This is a genomic window from Pollutimonas rozaliensis, assembly GCF_048751585.1.
In the GTDB taxonomy this organism is placed as follows: Bacteria; Pseudomonadota; Gammaproteobacteria; order Burkholderiales; family Burkholderiaceae_B.
Window position 1 is genome coordinate 1 of the sequence record NZ_JAZHOB010000263.1, and the last position, 251, is coordinate 251.

At 45.8% G+C, this 251-nt stretch carries 1 protein-coding gene; it reads left to right on the forward strand.

The features are described from left to right. Window positions 1-8: 8 nt before the first annotated feature. Window positions 9-251 (forward strand): hypothetical protein (locus tag V0R37_RS22835; RefSeq protein WP_420376654.1); only part of this gene is annotated, 243 nt, incomplete at its 3' end.

The window sequence follows — 251 nt, forward strand, 5'->3', positions numbered from 1 at the left end:
AGGAGGTAATGGCTTTATCCAAAAAAGAAATCACTCAAGATTACAGGGCGGCAGTTAAAGGCCTTAGGGCAAGGTTTGAGCAGTATGGAAACATGGCAGAGGAGCACACAATAAACCGGTTTGGGTTGTTTTTATTGGCCCAAAAATACCTCAGAAAACACCCAGAGCTATTAGATTGCGACTGCTCCGGGATAGGGTTACCGGCGCGGGATTACGTATCGCTGCACTGTGCATATGAATTTGAGATGGAT